This is a genomic window from Streptomyces sp. DSM 106670, from assembly GCF_055792845.1.
In genome coordinates, this window is sequence record NZ_CM147704.1 from 1,217,679 (window position 1) to 1,238,976 (window position 21,298).

General features: G+C 71.5%; 20 protein-coding genes. 3 read left to right on the forward strand and 17 right to left on the reverse strand.

The window, feature by feature from the left end; all coding sequences use genetic code 11:
- Nucleotides 1–45: 45 nt before the first annotated feature.
- Nucleotides 46–1,413: a cryptochrome/photolyase family protein gene (locus tag ACSMXR_RS05230; protein WP_473171324.1), complete on the forward strand. Its 1,368-nt coding sequence runs from the start codon at nt 46–48 to the stop codon at nt 1,411–1,413.
- A gap of 60 nt (nt 1,414–1,473) precedes the next feature.
- Here ACSMXR_RS05230 and ACSMXR_RS05235 read toward each other — a convergent pair whose 3' ends face one another.
- Genes ACSMXR_RS05235 through ACSMXR_RS05255 form a run of 5 tightly spaced genes read right to left on the reverse strand, consistent with a single transcriptional unit; the run spans nt 1,474 to nt 6,881 of the window.
- Nucleotides 1,474–2,277, reverse strand: a complete 804-nt coding sequence (locus ACSMXR_RS05235) for a DUF1295 domain-containing protein (protein ID WP_381910667.1) — start codon at nt 2,275–2,277, stop codon at nt 1,474–1,476.
- A complete protein-coding gene (locus tag ACSMXR_RS05240; RefSeq protein ID WP_473171325.1) occupies nt 2,274–3,626 on the reverse strand; it encodes a class I SAM-dependent methyltransferase in 1,353 nt (450 codons plus the stop codon). The genes ACSMXR_RS05235 and ACSMXR_RS05240 overlap by 4 nt, the downstream gene beginning before the upstream one ends.
- Nucleotides 3,623–4,888, reverse strand: coding sequence for a class I SAM-dependent methyltransferase (locus ACSMXR_RS05245; protein WP_473171326.1), 1,266 nt, complete (start codon nt 4,886–4,888; stop codon nt 3,623–3,625). The genes ACSMXR_RS05240 and ACSMXR_RS05245 overlap by 4 nt, the downstream gene beginning before the upstream one ends.
- Nucleotides 4,885–5,613, reverse strand: a complete 729-nt coding sequence (locus ACSMXR_RS05250; protein ID WP_473171327.1) for a DUF1365 domain-containing protein — start codon at nt 5,611–5,613, stop codon at nt 4,885–4,887. Before ACSMXR_RS05250 ends, ACSMXR_RS05245 begins: the two co-directional genes overlap by 4 nt.
- Entirely contained in the window at nt 5,607–6,881 is a 1,275-nt protein-coding gene (locus tag ACSMXR_RS05255; protein ID WP_473171328.1) for an NAD(P)/FAD-dependent oxidoreductase, read from the reverse strand. The genes ACSMXR_RS05250 and ACSMXR_RS05255 overlap by 7 nt, the downstream gene beginning before the upstream one ends.
- Nucleotides 6,882–7,222: 341 nt before the next feature.
- Between ACSMXR_RS05255 and ACSMXR_RS05260 the strand changes: the two genes are divergently transcribed.
- Entirely contained in the window at nt 7,223–7,870 is a 648-nt protein-coding gene (locus ACSMXR_RS05260; RefSeq protein WP_137232204.1) for a fasciclin domain-containing protein, read from the forward strand.
- A 214-nt stretch (nt 7,871–8,084) separates the two neighbouring features.
- Nucleotides 8,085–8,522: an SPW repeat protein gene (locus ACSMXR_RS05265; protein WP_137232203.1), complete on the forward strand. Its 438-nt coding sequence runs from the start codon at nt 8,085–8,087 to the stop codon at nt 8,520–8,522.
- A 371-nt stretch (nt 8,523–8,893) separates the two neighbouring features.
- Here ACSMXR_RS05265 and ACSMXR_RS05270 read toward each other — a convergent pair whose 3' ends face one another.
- The 12 genes from ACSMXR_RS05270 to ACSMXR_RS05325 all read right to left on the reverse strand — a co-directional run bounded on the left by ACSMXR_RS05270 (nt 8,894) and on the right by ACSMXR_RS05325 (nt 21,225).
- Nucleotides 8,894–11,734 carry a DEAD/DEAH box helicase gene (locus ACSMXR_RS05270; protein ID WP_137232202.1) on the reverse strand — a complete coding sequence of 947 codons (2,841 nt, stop codon included), beginning with the start codon at nt 11,732–11,734 and terminating at the stop codon, nt 8,894–8,896.
- A 95-nt stretch (nt 11,735–11,829) separates the two neighbouring features.
- Entirely contained in the window at nt 11,830–12,723 is an 894-nt protein-coding gene (locus ACSMXR_RS05275; RefSeq protein WP_473171329.1) for a diacylglycerol kinase, read from the reverse strand.
- Nucleotides 12,724–12,742: 19 nt separating this feature from the next.
- The gene (gene tatC / locus ACSMXR_RS05280; RefSeq protein WP_381853004.1) at nt 12,743–13,708 is read right to left on the reverse strand and encodes a twin-arginine translocase subunit TatC; all 966 of its coding nucleotides are present in this window, start codon (nt 13,706–13,708) and stop codon (nt 12,743–12,745) included.
- 49 nt (nt 13,709–13,757) lie between these two features.
- Entirely contained in the window at nt 13,758–14,054 is a 297-nt protein-coding gene (gene tatA / locus ACSMXR_RS05285; protein WP_137232199.1) for a Sec-independent protein translocase subunit TatA, read from the reverse strand.
- A 218-nt stretch (nt 14,055–14,272) separates the two neighbouring features.
- A complete protein-coding gene (locus tag ACSMXR_RS05290; protein WP_137232198.1) occupies nt 14,273–14,470 on the reverse strand; it encodes a hypothetical protein in 198 nt (65 codons plus the stop codon).
- A gap of 65 nt (nt 14,471–14,535) precedes the next feature.
- Nucleotides 14,536–14,886: a hypothetical protein gene (locus ACSMXR_RS05295; protein WP_170994534.1), complete on the reverse strand. Its 351-nt coding sequence runs from the start codon at nt 14,884–14,886 to the stop codon at nt 14,536–14,538.
- A gap of 22 nt (nt 14,887–14,908) precedes the next feature.
- A complete protein-coding gene (locus ACSMXR_RS05300) occupies nt 14,909–15,865 on the reverse strand; it encodes a helix-turn-helix transcriptional regulator (protein ID WP_137232197.1) in 957 nt (318 codons plus the stop codon).
- A 13-nt stretch (nt 15,866–15,878) separates the two neighbouring features.
- Nucleotides 15,879–16,832: a helix-turn-helix transcriptional regulator gene (locus ACSMXR_RS05305; RefSeq protein ID WP_030088264.1), complete on the reverse strand. Its 954-nt coding sequence runs from the start codon at nt 16,830–16,832 to the stop codon at nt 15,879–15,881.
- Between the two features lie 163 nt (nt 16,833–16,995).
- On the reverse strand, nt 16,996–17,367 hold the full coding sequence (locus tag ACSMXR_RS05310) for an FKBP-type peptidyl-prolyl cis-trans isomerase (protein WP_137232196.1): 372 nt from the start codon (nt 17,365–17,367) through the stop codon (nt 16,996–16,998).
- A 64-nt stretch (nt 17,368–17,431) separates the two neighbouring features.
- Nucleotides 17,432–18,415 carry an FKBP-type peptidyl-prolyl cis-trans isomerase gene (locus ACSMXR_RS05315; RefSeq protein WP_218526689.1) on the reverse strand — a complete coding sequence of 328 codons (984 nt, stop codon included), beginning with the start codon at nt 18,413–18,415 and terminating at the stop codon, nt 17,432–17,434.
- A 167-nt stretch (nt 18,416–18,582) separates the two neighbouring features.
- A complete protein-coding gene (gene pafA, locus ACSMXR_RS05320) occupies nt 18,583–19,944 on the reverse strand; it encodes a Pup--protein ligase (protein WP_026290808.1) in 1,362 nt (453 codons plus the stop codon).
- Nucleotides 19,945–19,953: 9 nt separating this feature from the next.
- Complete coding sequence (locus ACSMXR_RS05325) at nt 19,954–21,225, reverse strand: MFS transporter (protein ID WP_137232194.1); 1,272 nt, start codon at nt 21,223–21,225, stop codon at nt 19,954–19,956.
- Nucleotides 21,226–21,298 lie beyond the last annotated feature (73 nt).

The following is a 21,298-nucleotide window of genomic DNA, read 5'->3' on the forward strand; positions in this document are numbered from 1 at the left end:
CCGCCTGACCTCTGGGCCACGAACAACGCAAGGAGCACGCTTTCCATGAGTGTCGCGGTGGTGCTGTTCACCTCCGATCTGCGTCTGCACGACAACCCGGTGCTGCGGGCCGCCCTGCGCGAAGCGGACGAGGTCGTCCCGTTGTTCGTGCGGGACGACGCCGTCCACCGCACCGGGTTCGACGCGCCCAACCGGCTGGCGTTCCTCGCCGACTGCCTGGCGGACCTGGACGCCGGACTCCGCCACCGGGGCGGCCGGCTGGTCGTCCGCCGGGGCGATCCGGCCCGCGAGGTGAAACGGGTCGCCGAGGAGTCCGGGGCGGCCTCCGTGCACATGGCCGCCGGGGTCAGCGGGTACGCGGCAGGGCGCGAGGAGCGGATCCGGGAGGCCCTGGCGGGCACCGGCCGCGAGCTGCGCATCCATGACGCGGTGGTCACCGCGCTCGCTCCGGGCCGGGTGGTCCCGACGGGCGGCAAGGACCACTTCGCGGTGTTCACCCCGTACTTCCGCCGTTGGGAGGCGGAGGGAGTACGGGGCACACTGACCGCTCCGCGTACGGTCCGGGTGCCGGACGGGGTGACGGGCGACCCGCTCCCGGAACGCGACACCGTCAAGAACCTCTCCCCCGGTCTGGCCCGGGGCGGCGAGGACGCGGGCCGCAAGCTGGTGACGTCCTGGCTGCACGGGCCGATGGCCGACTACGAGGACGGCCATGACGATCTGGCCGGCGACGCGACGTCCCGCCTCTCCCCTCATCTGCACTTCGGTACGGTCTCCGCCGCCGAACTGGTCCACCGCGCACGGGAGAAGGGCGGGCCCGGCGGCGAGGCGTTCGTACGGCAGCTGGCCTGGCGCGACTTCCACCACCAGGTCCTCGCGGCCCGCCCGGACGCCTCCTGGTCCGACTACCGGCCGCGCCACGACCGCTGGCGCTCGGACGAGGACGAGATCGACGCCTGGAGGTCCGGGCGGACGGGCTATCCGCTGGTGGACGCGGCGATGCGGCAGCTCGCGCACGAGGGCTGGATGCACAACCGGGGCCGGATGCTGGCCGCGAGCTTCCTCACCAAGACGCTGTACGTGGACTGGCGGGTGGGCGCCCGGCACTTCCTGGACCTGCTGGTCGACGGCGATATGGCGAACAACCAGCTCAACTGGCAGTGGGTGGCGGGCACCGGAACGGACACCCGGCCCAACCGGGTGCTCAACCCGGTGATCCAGGGCAAGCGCTTCGATCCACGCGGCGACTACGTACGCCGCTGGGTGCCGGAGCTGGCGGAGGTGGAGGGGCCCGCGATCCACGAGCCCTGGAAGCTGGAGGGCCTGGACCGGGCGGGCGTCGACTATCCCGACCCGGTGGTGGACCTGGCCGAGGCACGGGCCCGCTTCGAACGCGCGCGCGGCCTGGACTGACCGTACGCGTACCGGGAAGGGCCTGTTCCGCGCGGCTGCGGAACAGGCCCTTCCGGGTTCTCACACCCGGCGCGGCGGCCGAGGAAAGAAGCCGCTCGTCCGCGCCACGTACGCGTCGAAGCCGGGCCGGTCGGCCATGTGGCGCTCCAGCAAAGCCGCGCCGCTGCCCTTGGTGAGCAGGAAGCTCATCACCAGCGGGGCGACGACGGTGGCGGCAGCGGCGGCCGGGGCCTGGCAGACGAAGAGGAAGAGGCCCCACCAGACGCAGAAGTCGCCGAAGTAGTTCGGATGGCGGGTCCAGGACCACAGCCCCCGGTCCATGATCGTGCCCTTGTTGGCGGGGTCGGCCTTGAACCGGGCGAGCTGGGCGTCGCCGATCGCCTCGAAGGCGAGCCCGACCGCCCACAGCAGCACCCCCGCCCAGGCCCACCAGGCGAGCGGCGCGGTGAGGTACTGGGCGGCCTGCACCGGCAGCGAGACCAGCCAGACCAGCGCGCCCTGGAGCAGATACACCTTGCGCAGGGCGTACAGCTGGGGGTTGCCGGGGGCCTTGGCCAGCATCTTCGCGTAGCGCGGGTCCTCACCGTGACCCCGGCCGCGCCGCCCGATGTGGACGGCGAGCCGCACCCCCCAGATCACCGTCAGCGCGGTGACCAGAAGCCGGCGGCCGTCGTCGCCGACGCCCGCCGAGAGGGCGTAGGAGACCAGGGCGACGACGGCGAAACCGAGGCCCCAGGCGATGTCGACGATCCGGTGCACGCCCTTGTTCAGGGCGACGGCGAAGGTGACGAGCATGACGCCGAGGGCGGCGACGGCCGCGCCCGCGAGTCCGTTCGCGAACGCGGCCCAGGCGAAGCCGCTCACCGGTCCGCTCCCGGCTCCGCCGGCTCGTACCAGCCCCGCCGGGTGGCCGGCATCGCGGCGGAGCCGACCGGATCGGGCCGTACGGTCAGGATCTGGTCGACGCCCATCCGCCGTTCCTCGAACGCGAGCGCGCCGCCGACGAGATAGAGCCGCCACACCCGCGCGGTCTGCTCCCCGACCAGGGCGACGAACTCCGCCCAGCGCTCCTCCAGCGTCCGCCGCCAGGCCTCCACCGTCCACACGTAGTGCTCGCGCAGCGACTCGACGTCCCGCACTTCGAGACCGGCGCCCTCCAGCAGCGCGACGGTCTCGCCGAGCGGCCGCATGTGCATGTCGGGGGCGATGTACGACTCGATGAACGCGCCGCCGCCCGGGGCGGTCGTGCCCCGGGACATCTGCTGGACCAGGGCCCGTCCGCGCGGCCGGAGGGAGTCGTGCAGGATCCGGGTGAACGCCGGGTACTCGGCGTCTCCGACGTGCTCGCCCATCTCGATCGTGGACACCGCGTCGTACGCGCCCCGGGTCTCCGGCCGCTCCGCGATGTCCCGGTAGTCGATGTTCAGCACCTCGACGAGGTCGCCGAGCCCGCGTGCCGCGACCTGTTCCCGTACATACGCGGCCTGTTCGGCGGCGAGGGTGACGGCGGTGACCCGGACGCCGTGGCGCTCGGCCGCGTACAGGGTCAGCGAACCCCAGCCGCAGCCGATGTCCAGCAGCCGTGCGCCGGGCCGCAGTCCGAGCTTGCGGCAGATCAGCTCCAGCTTGTCGCGCTGGGCGTCGGCCGGGCCGTAGTCGGGGGCGTCGCTGGTCCAGTAGCCGCAGGAGTACGCCATCGTCGTGTCGAGGAGCAGGGCGTAGAAGGCGTTGGACAGGTCGTAGTGGTGGCTGATCGCCGCCCGGTCGCGGGCCTTGCTGTGCAGCTCCCCGCGCAGTCCCGCGCGGGCTGCGGGCACCGGGGGCCGGGGGCCGACCGCGCCGAGGCGCAGGGCGAGGCCGGCCGCCCTGAGGCGGTCGGCGAGGGCGGGCGCGGGCGCGGCGAGACCGCGTTCGCGCACGGCGCGGCGCATGGCGCGCAGCCCGTCGCCGAGGTCGGCGTCCAGGTCGATGTCGCCGGTGATGTAGGCCTCGGCCAGGCCGAGTTCGCCCGGTTCCCACAGTAGGCGGCGCAGGGCTCTGCGGGTCCGCACATGGACGGTGGGGGCGTCGCGGGGCCCGGTCTCGCTGCCGTCCCACATCCGTACCCGGACCGGCAGTGCGCCGCCGAGGAACCGCTCGATCAGCGGTTCGACGCGCTGGGCGGCCCCGGTGGGGGTGCGCCGGGCGGGGGGCTTGGCTGCGGTCGTGGTCACGCCGTCTCCTCACGGGTCAGCAGCAGTTGCTGCACATCGAGATAGCCGGAGCGGAAACCCGCTTCGGAGTAGGCGAGATAGAAGGTCCACATCCGGCGGAAGACGGCGTCGAAGCCGAGTGCGTCAACCTCGGCGGCCCGTTCGGTGAACCTCTCCCGCCACAGCCGGAGCGTCTCGGCGTAGTGCGCGCCGAAGCGGATGCGTTGGGTGGTGCGCAGGCTCGTGCGGCCGGTGGTGATCCGCTCCACGGCCTCGGTGGAGGGCAGCAGCCCGCCGGGGAAGATGTACTTCTGGATCCAGGTGTACGTGGAGCGGCTGGCGCGCAGCCGGTCGTCGGGCATGGTGATGGCCTGGAGGGCGATCCGGCCGCCGGGGGCGAGCAGCCGGTCCAGGGTCTCGAAGTAGACCGGCCAGAACTCCTCGCCGACCGCCTCGACCATCTCGACGCTGACGATGGCGTCGTAGTCGCCGGTGACCTGGCGGTAGTCGCTCAGCCGTACCTCGACGCGGTCCTCGAACCCGGCCTCGCGGATGCGGATACGGGCCAGTTCGCGCTGTTCGGCGGAGAGCGTGACGGTGGTGACCCGGGCGCCGCGGGCGGCCGCGCGGACGGCCAGTTCGCCCCAGCCGGTGCCGATCTCCAGGAGGCGGGTGCCCTCGGTGACCCCGGCGGCGTCGAGCAGCCGGTCGATCTTGCGGTGCTGGGCGGCGGGCAGCAGCTCGTGCTCGGCGGGGAAGCCGCGGAAGACGGCGGAGGAGTAGGAGAGCGTCTCGTCGAGGAAGAGGGCGAAGAGCTCGTTGGACAGGTCGTAGTGGTGGCTGATGTTGTCCCGGGAGCCCTCGGGGGTGTTCAGCTGCGCGGCGGGCCTGCGCAGCGCCCAGATGGAGCGCAGGCGTTGCAGCGGCCGGGGGACGAGGTCGGCGGCGTTGTCGGCGAGCACGGTCAGCACGCCGACCAGGTCCGGCGCGTCCCACTCCCCCGCCATGTACGACTCGCCGAAGCCGATGAGTCCGCTCGCGCCGATCCGCCGGAAGAAGGCGTCGGGGTCGCGGATGTCCATGAGCGGCCCGCCGAGGCCGATGTCGCCCCGGCCCGCGAGCCGGGCGCGCAGCGGAAGCCGGGCGAGCGCGCGGCGGACGATGCGTTCGGCGACGGCGGTCCGGGCGCGGGAGACCCGGGGCAGGGTGACGACGTCGGGCCAGCGTTCCGGGTCGGTCCCGGGGATGTGTTCTGCCGGCGGCGCAGAGGTGGGAGCGGTCACTGCATGCCTTCCTGAGTGCGGTGCGGGGGACGGGGCTGCACGGGGAGCCCGCGCAGGTAGAGCCGGATGCCGTGCAGGCGGATCGCGGCGGAGACGAGGACGGTGGAGAGGGGGTGGCGCAGGGCGAGGCGCACCAGCTGGCCCGGTGTGGCGGGGCGGCGCCCACCGCGTACGGTCGCGGTGAACGGGCGGCCGCCGTCCCGCTCCAGATGGATGCTCAGGTCGAGACGCGACCCGGGCTCGGGCAGCCGCATCCGGTAGCCGCCGTCCACGGGGAAGAACGGCGAGACGTAGAACTCCTTGCCGGTCACCGCACGGTGGTCCCCATCGGGACGCAGCAGATAACCGTGCCGTCCGCCGTACGTGTTGTGCACCTCGGCGACGACGCAGAGCGGGCTGCCGTCGGCGCGGTGGCACCAGTAGACGGTGATCGGGTTGAAGACGTATCCGAGGACCCGGGCCTGGGTGAGCATGGTGACCGTGCCGTCGTCGCCCAGCTCCACGCCCCGGGCCCGCAGGAAGCGCTCCAGACCGGCCCGAATGGTGGGCGCGGTGCCGCCGAAGTGGTCGCGGGCGTCGAACCGGGCCAGCGGCCGCAGGGCGCGCGGCAGCCGGGGCGGCCGGTCGGGGTCGATCAGCCACAGATAGGTGCGGTGCCGGAACGCGTACGTCGTCGGCCGGGTCCGTACGTGCGTGATCGTGCACGGGTAGAGGGCGTTCACCACCTCACCCCCAGGGCGGCGGCGGCCTCGACCCCCGAACGGCAGCCGTCCTCGTGGAACCCCCAGCCGTGGTAGGCCCCCGCGTAGGCGGTGACGGGACCGGACAGGGCGGGCAGCCGGCTCTGGGCCTCGACCGACTCCGGCGTGTAGACGGGGTGTTCGTAGACCATGCGGGCGCGAACGCTCTCCGGGTCGACCCGGTCGGCGCCGTTCAGCGTGACGACGAAGGTGTCCGGGGCGTCGAGCCGCTGGAGCCGGTTCATGTCGTAGCTGACGGTGACGCGGTCGGCGTCGGCGGCGCACGAAGGCATCAGGTAGTTCCAGGAGGCCCTGGCGCCCCGGGCGCGCGGCAGCAGGGCGGTGTCCGTGTGCAGCAGCGTCGGGTTGCGGGAGTAGCGGAACGCGCCGAGCGTGTCGCGCTCGGCGTCGGTCGGGTCGGCGAGCAGCCGCAGCGCCTGGTCGGGGTGGGTGGCGATGACGACGGAGTCGTACGGGGTGGTGGTGCCGTCCTCGGTGGTGACCTCGACGCCGTCCGCGTGCCGGGTGACGGCGCGCACCGGGGTCGCGGTGTGCACGGCGGTGAGCTGCTTGACGACGCGGTCGACGTAACTGCGCGAACCGCCGGTGACGGTACGCCAGACCGGCGAGCCCCCGACGGTGAGCATGCCGTGGTGATCGAGGAAGCGGAACAGATAGCGGGCCGGGTAGCGCAGGGCGGTGACCGGGTCGCAGGACCAGACGGCGGAGACCATGGGGGTGAGGAAGTGGGCGTGGAAGTACGGTGAGAACCGCCCGCGCCGGGCGAACTCCCCCAGCGTCATCCCGCTCGCACCGCTCTCCGGCAGCGCCAGCAGGGCCCGGGCCGCACGGTGGAAGCGCGGCACCTCGGCGAGCATCCGCAGATAGGGGCCGCGCACGGCGGAACGCGGCTGCGCGAAGAGCCCGGCGGGCCCGCGCGCTCCGGCGTACTCCAGACCGCACCCCTCGCACCGTACGGACATCGACATCTCGGACTCCTGCGTGGCGACCCCGAGCTCGTCGAAGAGCCGCAGCAGATGGGGGTACGTCCGCCGGTTGTGCACGATGAACCCGGAGTCGACGCGGTGCACCCGGCCGTCGGACGCGCCCAGATCATGGGTGTGGGCGTGGCCGCCGACGCGGTCGTCCGCTTCGTACAGCGTCACCTCATGAGCGTCGCGGAGAACGTGGGCGGCGGTCAGTCCCGCCACCCCGGACCCCACCACGGCCGTCCGCCGCCGTTCCCCTGCCATGCCGGCTCCCTCCGGTCCTTCCGCACTGGTCGGAGCGGTGCTGGAACGCTCCTCACCCTCCATTCGTGGCCGGGGGCCGCGCGGATTGGTCGATCTCCGACTCTCCTCCGAACGAGTGAATGAGCCCCCGGGACCAATCCGCGGCCGGGCCGGCGCCGAACCCCTTGTGTGAGAACAGACCGGAACGATGCGCGGATGGACGGGGCACTCCTGCCCCAGCGGTCCCACCCGGCGCGTGTTGAGCGCCCGGGCGCCCGACCTCCCCTCCACCCCCGCGCGCGACCGGCCCACCCCCACTCCACCCCCCGCTTCGCACGACACCTTCGATCCAGGAGAACGCCATGAACACGCTCCTCTTCCGCCGCGCAGCCGTAGCCGTGTCCGCAGCAGCCGTGCTGCCGCTGACGCTGACGGCCTGCTCGTCGGACGACTCCTCCAAGGACGCGGCCGCGGGCTCGACGCCCAGCGCCTCCGCGCCGGCGAGCCCGTCGGCCGATGACCCGGCGACCATGGACGAGCCGTTCGGCCCGGCCTGTTCGTCGGTGCCGAAGGAAGGCGCGGGCTCGTTCGACGGCATGGCGCAGGACCCGGTCGCCACGGCCGCCTCGAACAATGAGGAGCTGTCGACGCTGGTGGCCGCCGTGAAGCAGGCGGGTCTGGTCGACACGCTCAACAACGCGGAGAACATCACGGTGTTCGCCCCGACCAACGACGCCTTCGCGAAGATCCCGAAGGCCGACCTGGACGCGCTGCTGGCGAACAAGGCCGAGCTCACCAAGGTGCTCACGTACCACGTGGTGGGCGAGAAGCTGACGCCGCAGCAGCTGGAGAAGGGCTCCTTCGACACCCTGGAGAAGAGCAAGCTGACGACGGCCGGCTCGGGCACCGAGTACACCGTGAACGACTCCTCGAAGGTCGTCTGCGGCAATGTCCCGACCGCCAACGCGACGGTCTACATCGTCGACACGGTCCTGATGCCCCCGAAGTAACCCCCGCAGATCCCCCCACGGACGAGGGGCGGGAAGCCGCACACACCGCGGCTCCCCGCCCCTCGTCGTTCTGCGCCGCCTGAGGATTCCCCTCCGAGAATATCGCCCGAAATGTACACATAAGCGTCAGATAAGAGCACTATGGAGGAAAGGGTGCCTGCCGCATCCATCCGCACGGCGGCGGGGCCCGTAGGAACGAAGGAGACGAAATCTCATGAGCAACGTCTCACACGCGAGGAGCGATATATCGGGCCACCCCGATGCCTCCGAAATGCGTGCGCGCTACGACCGCGTGATGGGCGGCCGTGATGTGGCGCTGGTGGACGCGCCGGTGTTCCTCGTCGGTCTCTACTGCGCCGTTTCCCCGTGGGTGCTGCACTTCACGGCCAGCCAGCCGGCCCTGGTGACGCACAACCTGGTGATGGGCATCGCCATCGCGGTCCTGGCCCTCGGCTTCACCGTGATGCCCGAGCGCATGTCCGGCCTGAGCTGGGCGCTCTGCGCGATCGGGGCGTGGATCATCGTGTCGACCTGGGTGGTGGGCAGCAGCCCCGACGCCGGGGTCGTGATCAACAACATCATCGTCGGCGGACTGGCGGTCCTGCTGGGCATGGTCTGCGCAGGAGCCGCGGCCAAGAGCCGCAAGACCTGACCACGACACCGACGACCAACCCCGACAACCCCCGCCCCTCTTCCAGCCCCCGGGTCCGCTTTCCAGCCCTTCCGGCGCTTGAGGAGCGGGGCTAGTCTCTCAGCCCTTCCAGCCTTCCAGCCCTGCGCTCGATGAGCAGGGTCCGCATTTCAGCCCCTCCGGCCCGGCGCTTGAGGAGCGGGGTCCGCTTTCCAGCCCCTCCAGCCCGGCGCTCGATGAGCAAGGTCCGCTTTCCAGCCCTCCGGCCCGGCGCTCGAGGAGCAGGGTCCGCTTTCCAGCCCCTCCGGCGTTTGAGGAGCGGGGTCCGGGGCGGAGCCCCGAAACCAGCCCGTCCGGCGCTTGAGGACGACAACACCCAGGCCCACCCCCGGTCACCCGACCGAGCTGTAAGCCACCACCCCCCGCAACACCGCATCCACCGCCTTACGCGCATTCCTCGCCACCCCGGAAGCCCCCGCCCCCGCATCCCGAGGAGCCGCCGCGGCCACCTGCCCCAGCACATCGATCACCTGCTTGCACCACCGTACGAAGTCCCCCGCCGGCATCTCCGCCTCGCGCAGCACCTCGTCCAGCGTCCGGCCGGAGGCCCACATGTAGACCGCCCAGGCAAAGCCGAGATCGGGCTCGCGCTGCCCGACCCCCTCCGTCTGGTTGATCTTGAAGTCCTCCTCCAGGGCATCCAGCCGCCCCCAGATCCGCACCATCTCGCCCATGGCGACCTTGGCAGGACCGGACGGCAGCTTCGGCGCCACCGCGTCATCGGCCTGCCGCGCCTCGTACACCAACGCCGAGACACACGCCGCCAGTTCAGCAGGGTTGAGGCCTTCCCAGACCCCCTCCCGCAGACACTCGCTGGCGAGCAGATCCAGCTCCCCGTACAACCGGGCCAGCCGCCGCCCGTTCTCCGTGACCTCGTTGCCCCGGAGATAGTCCATCTCGGTCAGGAGCGCGACGATCCGGTCGAAGGTCCGGGCGATCGTGTTCGTCCGCCCCTCGATCCGCTTCTCCAGCTGCCGCGTGTCCCGCTGCAGCCGGTGGTAGCGCTCGGCCCACCGCGCGTGGTCCTCCCGCTCGTCGCACCCGTGGCACGGGTGGGCGCGCAGCTCGGTCCGCAGCCGGGCGATCTCCCGGTCGTCGGCGGCCGGCGCCCGCCCCTTGCGGTGCCGGTCGGGCACGATGTGCCCGGCCTTGGACCGCAGCGCGGAGGCCAGATCGCGCCGGGACTGCGGCGAGCGCGCGTTGAACGACTTCGGGACGCGCATCCGGTCCAGCGCCTCGACCGGCACCGGGAAGTCCATCGAGGCCAGCCGCTTGACCTGCCGCTCGGCGGTCAGCACCAGCGGACGCGGCCCGTCGTGGTGGTCGAACCCGCGGTGCCCGTTGGCCCGCCCGGCGGGCAGGCCCGGGTCCAGCACCAGCGCCAGACCCGCGAACTTCCCCGTCGGCACATGGATGATGTCGCCGGGCTTCAGCTTCTCCAGCGAGGAGGCCGCCGCCGCCCGCCGCTGCGCCGCCCCCTGCTTGGCCAGCTCCGTCTCGCGGTCCTTGAGGTCGCGGCGCAGCCGCGCGTACTCCTCGAAGTCGCCGAGGTGGCAGGTCATGCCCTCCTTGTAGCCCTCCAGGCCCTCCTCGTTGCGCTGGACCTGCCGCGAGATCCCGACGACCGACTTGTCGGCCTGGAACTGGGCGAACGAGGTCTCCAGCAGCTCCCGCGAGCGGTGCCGCCCGAACTGCTGCACCAGGTTGACCGCCATGTTGTACGAGGGGCGGAAGCTGGAGCGCAGCGGATACGTACGCGTCCCGGCGAGGCCGGCCAGCGCCGTCGGGTCCATACCGCGCTGCCACAGGACCACCGCATGGCCCTCGACGTCGATGCCGCGACGCCCGGCCCGGCCGGTGAGCTGGGTGTACTCGCCGGGGGTGATGTCGGCGTGCTGCTCGCCGTTCCACTTGACGAGCTTCTCCAACACCACGGAGCGCGCGGGCATGTTGATGCCGAGCGCGAGGGTCTCGGTGGCGAAGACGGCCTTCACCAGACCCTTGACGAACAGTTCCTCGACGACCTCCTTGAAGGTCGGGAGCATGCCCGCGTGGTGCGCGGCGATGCCCCGCTCCAGCCCTTCGAGCCACTCGTAGTAGCCCAGGACGTGCAGGTCCTCGCCGGGGATGGAGGCGGTGCGCTCCTCGACGATCTCGCGGACCAGCCGGCGCTTGTCCTCGTCGTTGAGGCGGAGTCCGGCGTACAGGCACTGCTGTACGGCGGCCTCGCAGCCGGCCCGGCTGAAGATGAAGGTGATGGCGGGCAGCAGGCCCTCGTTGTCCAGCCGGTCGATGACCTCGGGCCGGCCCGGTGTCCAGATCCGGCTGCGCTGCCGCCGCTCGCGCTCGCGGTCGGCCTCGCGCACCATCTTGCCCCGGCGGCGGTCGCGCGGGTTGTAGGTGTTCTGGCTCTCCTGCCGGGCGAGGCGGACCAGGTCCGGGTTGACCTCGCGGCGTCCGGCGCCCCGGCCGCCGTGGTCGGTCGCCTCCTCGAAGAGGTCGTACATCTTGCGGCCGGCCATCACGTGCTGCCAGAGCGGCACCGGGCGGTGCTCGGAGACGATCACCTCGGTGTCGCCGCGCACGGTGTCCAGCCAGTCGCCGAACTCCTCGGCGTTGGAGACGGTCGCCGACAGGGAGACCAGCGTCACCGACTCCGGCAGGTGGATGATCACTTCCTCCCACACCGCGCCCCGGAAGCGGTCGGAGAGGTAGTGCACCTCGTCCATGACCACATAGCCGAGCCCGGAGAGCGCCTGGGAGCCCGCGTACAGCATGTTCCGCAGGACCTCGGTGGTCATCACGACCACCGGCGCCTCGGAGTTGACGCTGTTGTCGCCGGTCAGCAGGCCGACCTTGTCCGCGCCGTAGCGCTTGACGAGATCGGCGAACTTCTGGTTGGAGAGCGCCTTGATCGGCGTGGTGTAGAAGCACTTGCGGCCCTGCTCCAGGGCCAGGTGCACGGCGAACTCGCCGACGATCGTCTTGCCCGACCCCGTCGGGGCCGCGACCAGCACCCCCTTGCCCGCCTCAAGGGCCTGGCAGGCCTCGATCTGGAATGGGTCGAGACCGAACTCGTACATCTCCCGGAAAGGCCCGAGGGCCGTCGCCATCTCGGCCGCGCGGGCCCGGGATGCCTGGTATCGCTCAGCTGGTGAGAGGTCCTCTGTCATCTTGGCTACGAGCCTACCCGCCACCTCTGACACTCAGCGCGATCTTTAAATGCCCTGGGATCTTCCCCCGCCCGGCACCCGGCCGGCGCCCCGGGTCAGCTCCCGGTGAGCACCCGCACGGCACCCGGTACGCAGGTGGCGGTGAGCGGCAGCGCGCCCAGCGGTTCGCCGTCCGCGTACGCCGTGATCCCGGCCGCCGCCAGCTCGATCGAGGAGACCCGGTGCACGGTGACGGCGGGGTGGCCCAGGTGCGTGCCCTTGTAGACCTTCGGGAAGACCTTGAGAAGCGTGGTGCGGGTGCACTCCCCCACCACGGTCACGTCGAAGAGCCCGTCGTCCATCTCGGCGTCGGCGCAGATCCGCATGCCCCCGCCGTACGTGGTCCCGTTGCCCACCGCGATGAGCGTGGCCTCGATCTCGCGGGCCTCTCCCCCGTCGAGCCGGATCCGGTACGGGATCGGCCTGAAGGCGGCCAGTTCGGCGAGGATCGCAAGGTCGTACTTGAACCGTCCGCCGACGAAGCGCATCCGGTTGCCCCGGTCGTTGACCCGGGAGTCGAACCCGGAGGCGAGGACGGAGCCGAACCAGCGGTCCCCGACCCGGCCGAGGTCGATGTCGCGGTGGCCGCCCTCCTTGAGCGCCCGCGCGGCCAGTCGTCCGGCGGCGGCCGGGTCGCGGATCGGCAGCCCCAGCGCGCGGGCGAAGTCGTTGCCGGTGCCGACGGCGACGACGCCCAGCGGCGTACTCGTCCCCGCGACGGCCTGGAGGGCGAGGGACATCAGCCCGTCCCCGCCCACGGCTATCAGCGCCCCGGTCCCCGCCGCGACGGCCTCGCGGGCCCGACGCAGGGCGTCGTCGGCATCCTCGCCCAGCACCGTACGGACGGAGAATCCGGCGTCCCGCAACGCGGAAGCGGCCGGCTGCGCGGCGTGCGCGCCCCGGCCGCGTCCTGCGGTGGGATTGACGAAGAGGGTGATCTCGCTGGTCACCCTCCCGGACCCTACAAGGTCAGGTGATGTCGTCGTAACCGTTGAGCCGCTGTGATCCGGATCCGTCCGCCTCACCGGATGCCTGCTCCGGAAGCGCCCGGCGCGGGGTTGCGACAGGCTCCACACCTTCGACGGGCTCGGGCGTCAGATCGAGATCCGAGGCCTCGTCGTCGCTGAGCTCGGCGTCGGGGTTGCCGCGGTTGCGGCGCTTGTCGTTCAGCAAGGAGAAGCCGACGGCGATGAAGTAGAGGAGCGCGAGCGGACCGGCCAGCAGCAGCATCGAGATGGGCTCGCCGCCGGGGGTGGCGATGGCCGCGAAGGCGGTGAGGCCGACGATCATGCCGCGCCACCAGGTGAGCATCCGCTTCCCGGAGACGATGCCCGTCATGTTCAGCGCGATGAGCAGCAGGGGCAGCTCGAAGGCGAGCCCGAAGACGATCACCATGCGGACGAGCAGATCCAGATAGCTGTCGAGCCCGATCTGGTTCTGCACATCGTCGGGGCTGAACCCGAGCATGATCTCGGCGGTCTGCGGCAGGATCGCGTAGGCGAGGTACGCGCCGCCGGCGAAGAGCGGTGCGCCGACGACCGCGAAGGCATAGGCGTAACGCTTCTCGCCCTTGTGCAGCCCCGGGGCGACGAACGCCCAGAGCTGGTAGAGCCAGACCGGGGTCGCCAGCAGGACACCGGACATCAGCGCGACCTTGAGCGCGTTGGTGAACGGTCCGATCAGGGTGTCCGTCTTCAGCAGCGCACAGGACTTGCCGTCGACGGTGGTGACCACGCCGTTCTTGCAGCCGACGGACTCCTGGATGGGAGCCAGAAGGAACTCGTAGATCTCCTTCTGGTAGAACGCCGCCACGATCATCACCACGATGATCGCGAGCACGGCCTTCAGCAGCCGGTTACGCAGCTCACGCAGGTGATCGAGGAGGGGCATCCGCCCTTCGTCGTCCTTCTCCTGCTTGCGGGCAGACTTGAGCAACCCACTTCCCTCGTCTCGTGCGGCGGCTGTCGGCGGAGCGCGTCAGCGGTCAGCTCTGGGTGGTGGGCTTGGCCTCGTTGACCGGGCGGGAGCTGGTGACGTCTCCCGGGGCGGCCTGGATGGTGCGCGCGGTGGTGGACTGCGGGGGGACCGTGTCCTCTACGGTCTCCGTGGTGGGCGTCGCGGTCGCCGCGTCGTCCTTCTTCATGGCCTTGGCCTCGCTCTTGAGGATGCGGGCCGACTTGCCGAGCGAACGCGCCATGTCGGGAAGCTTCTTGGCACCGAAGAGCAGCAGGATGACCGCGATGATCAGAACGATCTCGAGGGGCTTCAGATTGCCGATCATGTGCGACTTCCTTCTCACTGAGGCGGCTGGAGGGCGGGCTCGCTACCCGTTCGACCGGGCATACGTCCGATCGTTGCGCTTGGCAGCGATCGTAACCCGCGGGAGTAAACGCGAGGCAATGCCCGTGCGTACTCCGGCTTGCGGCCCGTACCTCCCTGCCTGGGCCGACCCATGCAGCGTACCCCCCGGTGCTGTCGAACATCAGGCCCCCGGGCCCGTTATCGCAGGCCGTCACCGGTGGCCGCGAGGCGGGTGGCGGCCCGTTCCAGGTCCTCCGACGCCCGGTTGATCCGCTCGGTGGTGACCGTGACCTGGCGGCCGAGACGCTGGGCCTCGACGAAGACCTTGATGCCGAGGACACCGAGCACGGCGATGCCCAGGAATCCGAGGGCGATGGCGAGCATGGGCCAGAACATACGGCGGTGCCTCTTCCTACGGGCTTCCCGCGGGCGCCGTGGTCGGACGCCACAGGGGGCGGGCGCTACAGGGCGGTGTGCAGGCGCAGGGTCCGTACGCCGCCGCCGGTGAGCAGTTCGATGATGCGCTCCCCGGCCGGTTTACGGACCGAGGCGCCGCACTCGGGGCAGGTGAAGGTGTAGAAGGTGGTGCGGCGGGTGGCGCCGATCGCCAGGCGCAGTGCGGCGGCGGCCAGCTCGAAGCGCCCGCGGCAGTCGGGGCAGGCGGCCCGGAAGCGTACGGCGGCGGGCACCGGTACGGGTACGGGACCGGTGCCGGTGCTGCTGCCGGGCAGGGGCGCCGGGCGTATCCCGGTGGCGGGCAGAGCCTCCGGGCGGACTCCGGTGGTGGCCGGAAACAGGGTCGTCCGGTTCATCGTCGTCTCCCTCCCCGGGCCCTCAGACCGCGTCCTCGTAGGCGGCGAGCGCCTCACGGGCGGCCGCGCGGGCGCTGTCCGCGAGCTCCGGCGGGGTGACGATGCGGCCGTCGCCGCCGAGGCGCAGGCCGAGCCGGCGCAGCGAGGCCGGGTCGGGGGTGCGCAGGGTGATCCGCAGGCCGCCGTCGGGGAGTTCCTCGGCGGAGTCGTGCGGGTAGTACTCGGCGACCCAGCGGCCGCCGGTGCCGACCTCGATCACGACCTCCGGGTCCTCGGCGGCGGGCTGGACCAGCCCGGCGGACAGGTCGCGCAGCTCCAGCTCGGGCGGGGCGGCAGGGGCGTCGAGGAGGCGGATCTCGGCGACCCGGTCCAGCCGGAAGGTCCGGCGGGCCTCGGAGAGCCGGCACCAGCCCTCCATGTAGGTGTGGCCGACGGCGAAGAGCCGGATCGGGTCGACCTCGCGTTCGGTGAGTTCGTCGCGGGCGGGCGAGTAGTAGCGCAGCCAGAGCCGGCGGCGCTCGGAGATGGCCCGGTCGACGTCGGCGAAGACGCCGCCCTCGGCCTCGAAGGTCACCGAGAGCCGGGAGCTGGCCGCGCCGGACTCGCCGGCGGCCGTCTCCAGCTTGGCGGTGGCGCGGACCAGGGCGTCCCGGTCGCTCTCGCGCAGGCCGGGCAGGGTGGCGACGGCGCGGGCGGCGACGAGCAGCGCGGTGGCCTCGTCGGCGGCGAGCCGGAGCGGCTCGGCGACGTCGTCCGGGTTGTGCCACCAGATGCGGTCGCCGTCGGTGTCGATGTCGAGGAGGTCGCCGCCGCGGAAGCTGGTGCCGCACATGGGCAGCACGTCGAGGTCCGAGATCAGCTCGTCCTCGGTGATCCCGAAGGCCCGGGCCACGTCCTGGACGTGGGCGCCGGGGCGCTCGCGCAGATAGGTCACCAGGGACAGCATCCGGCGGGTCTGGTCGATCGCGTTCGTGGCCATCGTTTCCCTGCCCCTAGTCCTTGGCCACGGCGCGGAGCCGGTCCACCACATCGGCCCGCAGATCGGCGGGTTCCTCCACGACGACGTCCGGGCCGAACTCGACGAGCCAGGCGTCGAGGCCGTGTCCGTACGGGATCTCCAGCTCGTCCCAGCCGTCGCCGCGTTCCCGGACGGCGCTCGCGCGCGACCGCAGCGGGTAGCCGGCTCCGGCGCGGAGCCTGATCCGGGCGGTCCGGGTCGCGGTCTCCCCGGCCCAGCTCTCGACGGTCTCGCGGACGGTGACCGCGTCGGGCACCTCGGCGCTGAAGGCTCCGGCGCGGGAGCGGACCTTGCCGGTGATGCGGGAGAGCCGGAAGACGCGTTCGGCGCCGCGCTCGCGGTCCCAGCCGGCCAGATACCAGTGGCCGCGCCAGCATTCGAGGGTCCAGGGCTCCACCTGGCGCTGTTCGGCGCGGGCGGAGTTGGCCTTGCGGTAGTCGAAGGTGACGGGGCGGCGGTCGCGGCAGGCCAGCATCAGGGGCTCGAAGGCGGCCTCGTGGACGGGGATGCGGGGTTCGAGGGCGCTGTGCACCTCGTAGGCGTCCTCGGCCTCGGGCATTCCGGCGGCGCGCAGCTTCTGCAGGGCGCCGCTGGCGGCTCCGGCGAGGCGGGCCTGCTGCCAGACCTTGGCGGCGAGGCCGAGGGCGGCGGCCTCCTCGGCGTCCAGGGTGATGGGGGGCAGCCGGTTGCTGTCGCGGCGGGCCAGGTAGCCGGTGTCGCCGTCGAGGTTCTCCACGGTCTCGATGACGAGGCCGAGTTCGCGCAGATCGTCCTTGTCGCGCTCGAACATCCGGTTGAAGGAGTCGTCGGAGCCCGCTTCGAGGTAGGCCTCGATGGATCCGCGGAGTTCGCGCTTGCTGAGCGGGCGCCGGGTCCCCAGCAGGCACAGCGCGAGGTTCATCAACCGCTCGGCCTTGGCAATCGCCATCGACGCCCTTTCTCTTGTTGCTCTACGACCGTCGACCGTACCGCCCCCGGGGTGCCGGGACCAAAGCCGGGCCGCGGTCCGCCGAGCGGTGGAGGGCGCCGCCGGACAGCGATGAGGGCCCCCGCCGTGCGGCGGGGGCCCTCATGCGCAGAACCGGAACGGATCAGACCGCGACGAGGTCGCAGACGAAGATCAGCGTCTCACCGGGGGCGATCTTGCCGCCGGCGCCGCGGTCGCCGTAGGCGAGGTGCGCGGGGATGGTCAGCTGGCGACGGCCGCCGACCTTCATGCCCTGCACGCCCTGGTCCCAGCCGGCGATGACCTGGCCGCCACCGAGCCGGAACTGCAGCGGGGTGCCGCGGTTCCAGGAGCTGTCGAACTCCTCGCCGGTGGAGAAGGACACGCCCACGTAGTGGACGGAGACGTTCTGGCCGGACTGGGCCACCGCGCCGTCGCCCTCCCAGATGTCCTTGATCTCCAGATCGGCCGGCGGCTCGCCGCCCGGGAAGTCGACCTCGGGCTTCTCGATGCTCACTGCGCTGCTCCTAAAAGAATCGTGGGGACAAACCCCACAAGTTTTGCACGGGTCGCCCCGTCGCTCAGACAGTACCGAGGATGTCGACGACGAAGACCAGGTTGTTCTTGGCGAGCTGGCTCGACGGGTCGGCGCCGTAGGCCTGGTTCGGCGGGATGGTCAGCAGGACGCGGTCGCCGACGTGCTTGCCGACGAGACCCTTGTCCCAGCCCTGGATGACTCCGCCGACACCGATCGGGAAGGCGCTCGCGCCACCGTGGTCCCAGGAGGAGTCGAACTTCTCGCCGTCCTCCCACTTCACGCCGGTGTACTGGACGACCAGGCCCTCACCGGCCTTGACCGCGGCTCCGTCGCCCTTGATCAGCACCTGCTCCTGAAGGTCCTTCGGAGCCTTCTCGCCCTTGGGGATGGTGATCGTCGCGGCCTTCTGCGAGGCGGCCTTCACCTCGGGCATCCCGGCCTCGCTCGCGGCCTGGGTCCCCTCCGCCTCGCCCTTCTTGTCGACCTTCTTGGCGTTGACGATGTCGACGACCCAGACCAGCGGGTCGGTGGGCTTGATCCCGGACTGCGGGTTCAGCTGGTCGCCGACGATCGCCTTGGCCGTGCCCTCGACCAGGACCCGGCTGCCGACCTTGCGGCCGGTCAGCGCGTCCGCGACCTTGGTCGGCAGCATCTGACCCTGCTGGCCGACCTCCTGCACGACCTGGGCGCGCGGGGCCTTCGGGTCGGCGCCCTGCCGCTGGGCCCAGGTGGAGCCGAGGGCCTCGATGTTGCCGGCGAAGTCCAGGCGGACGATGTCGCCCTTCTTCACCTCGGCGCCGTCACCGGTCGAGACGTCGTCCGCGACGACCTCGTCGGCCACCTTGGCGTCCTTGGCGATCTCGATCTTGGGCTCGGCACCGAACTTCCCGGTCACCTCGGCGACGGGCCCCGACTTCTTCGGTGCGGCGTCGTCCTTGGAATCGGAACCGCAGGCGGCGGCGGTGATCAGCAGAGCGGGCACAACCAGTACGGCGGCGGCTCGCCGGGCAGTTTTCGTGGGGATCATCAGTCCAACTCGCGTAGGGGGGCTCCGGGCACTCCCGCCACTCTACGACTTCGCCCCAGCGGCATCACGGGTACCGACACGGCTGTACGCCGGGGCTGGTCCGCCCCGGCGTACAATGTGTCCTTTTTCCCGCGGGCTCCCCGCGAGTGCCCCGCGCGCGGGCCCGGTCACATGCCCGCGATCAGCTTCTCCACCCTCTCGTCCACGGAACGGAACGGGTCCTTGCACAGCACCGTGCGCTGCGCCTGGTCGTTGAGCTTGAGGTGGACCCAGTCGACGGTGAAGTCCCGCCGCTGCTCCTGGGCCCGGCGGATGAAGTCGCCGCGCAGCCGCGCCCGGGTGGTCTGCGGGGGCACCGACTTGCCCTCGAAGATCTTCAGGTCGTTGCAGATGCGGGCGGTCTGCCCCTTGCGCTCCAGGAGGTAGAAGAGGCCTCGGCGGCGGTGGATGTCGTGGTAGGCGAGGTCTATCTGGGCGACCCGCGGGTTCGACATGGTCATGTTGTGCTTGGCCCGGTACCGCTCGATGAGCTTGTACTTCATGACCCAGTCGATCTCGGTGTCGATCCGGTCGAGGTCCTCGGCCTCGATCGCGTCCAGGGTGCGGCCCCACAGCTCCAGGACCTGGTCGACGGTGCCGGTGCGGATGCCCCGGCGCTCGACGAAGTCCACGGCCTTCTCGTAGTACTCCCGCTGCACCTCGATGGCCGAGGCCTCCCGGCCGCTGGCCAGGCGCACCTTGCGCTGCCCGGTGAGGTCGTGGCTGACCTCGCGGATCGCCCGGATCGGGTTCTCCAGGGTCAGATCGCGCATCACCGTGCCCGCCTCGATCATGCGGAGCACCAGGTCGGTGGCGCCGACCTTGAGCAGCATGGTCGTCTCGGACATGTTGGAGTCACCGACGATGACGTGGAGGCGGCGGTACCGCTCGGCGTCGGCGTGGGGTTCGTCGCGGGTGTTGATGATCGGCCGGGAGCGGGTGGTCGCGGAGCTGACGCCCTCCCAGATGTGCTCGGCACGCTGGCTGACGCAGTAGACCGCGCCGCGCGGGGTCTGGAGCACCTTGCCCGCGCCGCAGATCAGCTGCCTGGTGACGAGGAACGGAATGAGGATGTCCGCGAGCCGGGAGAATTCTCCGTGCCGGGCCACGAGGTAGTTCTCGTGGCAGCCGTAGGAGTTTCCCGCCGAGTCGGTGTTGTTCTTGAAGAGATAGACGTCGCCCGCGATTCCCTCCTCGTGCAGGCGGCGTTCGGCGTCGACGAGCAGGCCTTCGAGAATGCGCTCGCCCGCCTTGTCGTGCGTGACCAGTTCGGTCACGTTGTCGCATTCGGGGGTTGCATATTCCGGATGCGATCCCACGTCGAGGTAGAGGCGGGCGCCGTTCCGCAGAAAGACATTGCTGCTGCGGCCCCATGACACAACACGGCGGAAGAGGTAGCGCGCCACTTCGTCAGGTGACAGTCGGCGCTGTCCCCTGAACGTGCACGTGACGCCGTACTCGTTCTCCAGCCCGAAAATGCGGCGGTCCATGACTGAACATTACGCCTTATGGCCCGAGCTGAAACCGGGTTCGACGGCACCGTTTCGATCATTTTCCGATCCCGTCACGACGGCGGCCGTACGGGCGGGAGCTGCCGAGACACCCCCGAGGACCCTTCCGGTGGCCAGGAGGACCACCAGGGCGGCCACTCCCCCGGCCCCCGCCACGGCGAAGCTCCAGGCGGTCGAGCCGAGTTCGACGGCCGGTCCGGCGACGGCCGTGCCGGCGGCCGCGCCTACGCCGAACGTGGTGACGAGCCAGGAGAACGCCTCGGTCACCGTGCCGCGCGGGGCGTGCCGGTCGACCACGATGAAGGAGCAGGCGATGGCCGGTGCGAGGAACACTCCGGCGAGGGCGGCGAAGGCGGTCATGACGGGCACGGAAGGGGTGAGCGTCAGCGGCAGATAGCCCAGCGCCAGCAGCCCGACGATGACCCGCAGCCGCTTCTCCGGCGCACCGGCCCACTGCCGCGCCCCGTAGGCCAGACCGCCGATCAGCGCTCCGAGGCCGAGCGCGGCCATCAGCCAGCCGTACACCGACTCGCGGCCGTGGTCGTCGGCGTAGGCCACCCCGGCCACCGTGATGGAGCCGAGGGCGAGTCCGACGAAGAAGAACGCGCCGAGCAGGGCGAGGAGTCCGGGCGAGCGCAGGGCGCCGAGCCAGTGCGCCTCGCGGGGCGCGGAGCGCCAGGTGCGCGAGGGCTCGGACAGGACGACCGAGAGCGCGCCCAGGACGCCGATGGCGTTGATGACGAGCAGGGCGGCGGCCGGGGACCAGAGCGAGACGAGCAGCGTCACCAGGAGCGGTCCGACGGTGAACATGATCTCCTGCGCCACGGCGTCCATGGCGTAGGCCCGGTGCACCTGACCCTCGCCCTTGAGGACGCTGGGCCACAGGGCCCGCAGGCCGCCCTCCAGGGGCGGTGTGGCGACTCCGGCGATGATGACGGCGAGGTAGGCCAGCGGGAGCGGGTCGAGGCCGGTGAGGGCCAGCAGGGCCATGCCGAGCGCGGAGAGCACGGCCGCCGGGAGCTGGACACGCGGCTGCCCGTACAGATCCACCGCGCGGCCGAGCAGCGGCTGCCCGACGGCGGTGGCCAGACCGTACGCGGCGGCGAGCGCGCCGGCCAGGGTGTAGCTGCCGCCCTCCGCCCGGGTGAACAGCACGATCGCGATGTGCGCGGTGCCGTTGGGCAGCCGCCCCACCAGGGTGCCCGTCAGCAGCCGGGCGGCATGCCGCGCCCGGAGGATGTCCAGATATCCCGCGGCCATTCCCGCCCCTCTCCGCCCCGGCCGGCCGTGCCGCCCACCGAGGTGTTACGTATAACGTCGAGGCTCATACGTA